The sequence below is a fragment of the Enterobacter cloacae complex sp. IR5441 genome, assembly GCF_049238215.1.
Classification (GTDB): domain Bacteria; phylum Pseudomonadota; class Gammaproteobacteria; order Enterobacterales; family Enterobacteriaceae; genus Enterobacter; species Enterobacter hormaechei_C.
This window is the reverse complement of record NZ_JBMKIA010000042.1, coordinates 19,072-22,198: the sequence shown is the minus strand read 5'-3', so window position 1 is coordinate 22,198 and position 3,127 is coordinate 19,072. Positions and strand designations below refer to the sequence as shown.

8 protein-coding genes are annotated in these 3,127 nt (G+C 54.3%); all 8 read right to left on the bottom strand.

Going from position 1 to position 3,127, the window contains the following annotated elements; translation table 11 throughout:
* Positions 1 to 13: 13 nt before the first annotated feature.
* Positions 14 to 457, bottom strand: coding sequence for a single-stranded DNA-binding protein (gene ssb, locus ACOTX5_RS23960; RefSeq protein ID WP_047731062.1), 444 nt, complete (start codon positions 455 to 457; stop codon positions 14 to 16).
* Positions 458 to 1,084, bottom strand: coding sequence for an ERF family protein (locus tag ACOTX5_RS23955; RefSeq protein ID WP_063945222.1), 627 nt, complete (start codon positions 1,082 to 1,084; stop codon positions 458 to 460).
* Positions 1,081 to 1,239 carry a hypothetical protein gene (locus ACOTX5_RS23950; protein ID WP_159427091.1) on the bottom strand — a complete coding sequence of 53 codons (159 nt, stop codon included), beginning with the start codon at positions 1,237 to 1,239 and terminating at the stop codon, positions 1,081 to 1,083. Before ACOTX5_RS23950 ends, ACOTX5_RS23955 begins: the two co-directional genes overlap by 4 nt.
* Entirely contained in the window at positions 1,236 to 1,433 is a 198-nt protein-coding gene (locus ACOTX5_RS23945; protein ID WP_001303341.1) for a hypothetical protein, read from the bottom strand. Before ACOTX5_RS23945 ends, ACOTX5_RS23950 begins: the two co-directional genes overlap by 4 nt.
* A gap of 8 nt (positions 1,434 to 1,441) precedes the next feature.
* Complete coding sequence (locus tag ACOTX5_RS23940; RefSeq protein WP_234101394.1) at positions 1,442 to 2,413, bottom strand: hypothetical protein; 972 nt, start codon at positions 2,411 to 2,413, stop codon at positions 1,442 to 1,444.
* Positions 2,414 to 2,482: 69 nt separating this feature from the next.
* Positions 2,483 to 2,692, bottom strand: a complete 210-nt coding sequence (locus ACOTX5_RS23935) for a cell division protein FtsZ (RefSeq protein ID WP_006809788.1) — start codon at positions 2,690 to 2,692, stop codon at positions 2,483 to 2,485.
* Positions 2,689 to 2,847 carry a hypothetical protein gene (locus tag ACOTX5_RS23930; RefSeq protein WP_057059821.1) on the bottom strand — a complete coding sequence of 53 codons (159 nt, stop codon included), beginning with the start codon at positions 2,845 to 2,847 and terminating at the stop codon, positions 2,689 to 2,691. The genes ACOTX5_RS23935 and ACOTX5_RS23930 overlap by 4 nt, the downstream gene beginning before the upstream one ends.
* Positions 2,844 to 3,056, bottom strand: coding sequence for a hypothetical protein (locus ACOTX5_RS23925; protein WP_063945224.1), 213 nt, complete (start codon positions 3,054 to 3,056; stop codon positions 2,844 to 2,846). Before ACOTX5_RS23925 ends, ACOTX5_RS23930 begins: the two co-directional genes overlap by 4 nt.
* Positions 3,057 to 3,127: the final 71 nt, after the last annotated feature.

Sequence of the window (3,127 nt, the reverse complement as noted above, 5' to 3'; positions counted from 1 at the left end):
ACCTGGAGATGATTCAAAAGGGTATGTCGTCGTCGAAGTCCATTGGTGGTTCGCTTGGTTGATGTTGTGGTGCCGGTGAGCGTTGTTGCCGTTGGTGTTGTGGATGCGATGATGCCTGTTGACGGGGGTTATCATTTCCTGGCGTGCCGCGTGGTGGGAGATCGATATCCCGTACCAGGATTGTCGGTGTCTGCACCTGCGAACCGTCCTGCTTAGTCCACTCCTCAATTACAAACTCGCCAGTAACAGCAACCTTTGCTCCCTTAACAATCGCGCCAGAGAGCTTCTCGGCCATTGCCCCGAACATCTTGCAATTCAGCCATGATGTCTTCTCATTCTCGCCAAACCCAGATTTTGCCGGGAGTGAAAACGAGGCGATGTGTTTCCCGTTTGGCGTGACGCGCAGTACCGCGTCTCTACCGACATTTCCTGACACTGTGATTGTGTTAATAGCCATTTAAGCCGCCTGTTTAAGTTCTTTTAGTCGAATGCCGGTGACGTCTTTGCATTTAGCCTGGTGATCAGCAAAACCATTCAGAAGTGACCATGTTGTCGCGTATTGCGCCTGCAATTTTCTGCTGTCGTTTTCAGTACTGGCGTACTGAGTAAATTCAGCGAGAATTTGATCGGCATCTGCCGGTTGCACCTGATGGGTTTCGGCATCCGCGTCGATTGCAGTTTCCTCAGTTGGGATGCAAAACGCCTGAAACGCCGCGTATTTGTATGCTATCGACATGGCCTTGTTTGTGGCCTTGTCGCCGCTATCCATCGCTTCACCATAGGTGGTGACGGTGTGGATGCTGCCGTCCTCGGTGCTGACGAAATCGAAGTCACCACGAACCGTGATGTAGAACAGCGCACCGCCATTTTTGCTGGTTCGCTCGACGCTGGTGCGTTCGGTGTAGCGGGGTAGGATCAGGAGTTTGTTTTTTACCAACTCCGGGGCTAGCGCGTTGTAAATGTCGTCGATACCACGAAACGCGTAATTGACCTGACTCCCTTGCTTCCTTTCTTTGCTGATACCCTTCTCAGCCAGCGCTGAAGCAACGCCGCTAATGGCGGCGTATACTTTTTTATCTGTCATGTGTAGTTCCCCGCAAATTCATCCCAACTAATGATCGGGTTCTGCCGCTCGGCGGCAAGGTTGACTGGCTCGTTGTCGTTCTCCGGCTTTTCCGGTATCACGTCGTGCATAAGGCGCAGGAATGACTCTTCATCCCACCGTTCTGCGGCCGTCATGCTGCACGCTCCTGATGAGTGATGACGTAACCCTGTTCAGCCAACCATTCGATGACTTCTGCACCATCGAGCTGGGGTAGTACGTCACGGGTTTTAACGGTTCCGGCTAGGACAACGCCCTCCATCTCAACTTTGATGGTGTTGTGGGGGCCGACGGATGTGCGCATGTCTACGCACTCGCATGTAATATTCATGATTCACCTCAGTAATGAATTTGCGCGCAGGGGATCAGTTCATCTTTCAGAGCGGTAAGCACTTCGATAGCCTGTTCGCGGGTTAAGCTGGTGTTGCTGGTGAGCGCGTTAACGATGTTGGTGCCGACCGTCTTGCGGTGCTTCACGTCAGCTTCACGTTTTGCCTGTTCGTCGGCGATGCGCTTCTCTTCGGCCAGACGTTTCTCTTCTGCCTGTTTTGCCTTGAGGCGCTCAGCTTCCACTGCCGCGGCTTTTTCGCGTTCTGCCCGGGCTTCTGCTTCCTGCTTCTCGCGTGCCGCGCGCTGTTCCGCTTCAATGCGCTGGCGCTCCGCCAGTTCAGCGCGGGCTTTCTCTTCGGCTTCACGGCGCGCTGCGGCTTCAATCTCCGCTTTGTGCTTCGCTTCGGCATCGCGGCAGGCCTGTTCTGCCGCTTCGCGCTTAATGCGTTCTTCGTGCTCACGCTGTTCCTGTTCCGCAAGGCGGCGCTGCTCTTCCCGGTCACGGTCAAACTTGTCATTCATCAGCAGAGCCATTTCGTGGTCTGCTTCGATCTGCGCGGCGCGCTGGTCATCGAACATCTTGTTCATCACCAATGCTTCTTCGTGCATAGCGTTCCAGGCTTCTTCCACCCGGATTCGTTCCTGCTCAGCTTCCCATTCGGTTAGAGGACGGCGCACTTCATCCTTAAGCGCGTCCAGCCGCTCACGCACAATGCGGCGGCTTTCGTCGATCTGCTTAGGCAGGGCTTTAAGCTCAGCAACCAGATCCTTACCGGCGTTGTCGATGTAAGTTTTGGAACGGGCAACCTTATGCGCCATGGATGCGATAGCGTCGCGGCCTTTGCGGGTCGACACATCCGGCACCAGGCTGCGAACTTCTTTCTCGATCGCCTCAATAATCGGGTCGAGCTGCTCTTTGGTGGTGAATACCGCCATTGCGTTCTGTTTCTCAATGACGACTAAATCCGTTACTTCGCTCATGGTTTCTCCTGAAATTTGGATGTGCAGATCCCGCCCGCAGAAGCCAGGCCGATCGTTTGAATAGGGTGGTTAGTGCTGGATAGGGTTGCCGTGACCGTCCAGAAGGACGTCAATCACGCAGTCACTGAGGCGGATAATTTCTGCATCGGTGTGCAGGTACACCCATTTGCGCTCCTGAATGACTGCTGATACGCGATAGGTGCGGCCTTCATGCATTGCCATCATGCCAGGCGTGACGCACTGGCGAATGAGCGGGGTGGTTCCGTAGTGGTTGATCATACCTTCACCTCAACCTGTTTCAGGAGGCCAGCGATATGCATCTGCCAGCGGTTCAGCACCAGTTTTTCCCGCGGTGCCGATACCGACGTCAGCTGCCACTCGTTATCGTTGAGCTTTTTGGCTGTGTACTGCTTGCCGTTGTGGGTGACTGTCATGGCGCCTCCCGGGCGCGGAGCATCTCGTCGGCCATTTCGTATGCCCAACCAGGAATAGCTCCCTGCGGCTCATGCGCTGCTATCATTGCCTGCATAGCCTTGGCTGCGAAGTAATCGCGCAGCGTCATGCCAGATTCGCTTTGCCAGTCTGAGTTGCAACCAACATTTCCTAATTCTGGGAAGGCTGGACCTCCAGTTTTATTGCTCATAAATCCTCTTGGCCTTATCGCGGCGAACGGAACGGTTAATACAAGACTTCAACGCATTTATTCAGTGTTTC

Bases quoted from the DNA above. Each gene is read 5' to 3' on its own strand.
- ssb (WP_047731062.1), bottom strand. From the start codon at position 457: ATGGCTATTAACACAATCACAGTGTCAGGAAATGTCGGTAGAGACGCG.
- ACOTX5_RS23955 (WP_063945222.1), bottom strand. From the start codon at position 1,084: ATGACAGATAAAAAAGTATACGCCGCCATTAGCGGCGTTGCTTCAGCG.
- ACOTX5_RS23950 (WP_159427091.1), bottom strand. From the start codon at position 1,239: ATGACGGCCGCAGAACGGTGGGATGAAGAGTCATTCCTGCGCCTTATG.
- ACOTX5_RS23945 (WP_001303341.1), bottom strand. From the start codon at position 1,433: ATGAATATTACATGCGAGTGCGTAGACATGCGCACATCCGTCGGCCCC.
- ACOTX5_RS23940 (WP_234101394.1), bottom strand. From the start codon at position 2,413: ATGAGCGAAGTAACGGATTTAGTCGTCATTGAGAAACAGAACGCAATG.
- ACOTX5_RS23935 (WP_006809788.1), bottom strand. From the start codon at position 2,692: ATGATCAACCACTACGGAACCACCCCGCTCATTCGCCAGTGCGTCACG.
- ACOTX5_RS23930 (WP_057059821.1), bottom strand. From the start codon at position 2,847: ATGACAGTCACCCACAACGGCAAGCAGTACACAGCCAAAAAGCTCAAC.
- ACOTX5_RS23925 (WP_063945224.1), bottom strand. From the start codon at position 3,056: ATGAGCAATAAAACTGGAGGTCCAGCCTTCCCAGAATTAGGAAATGTT.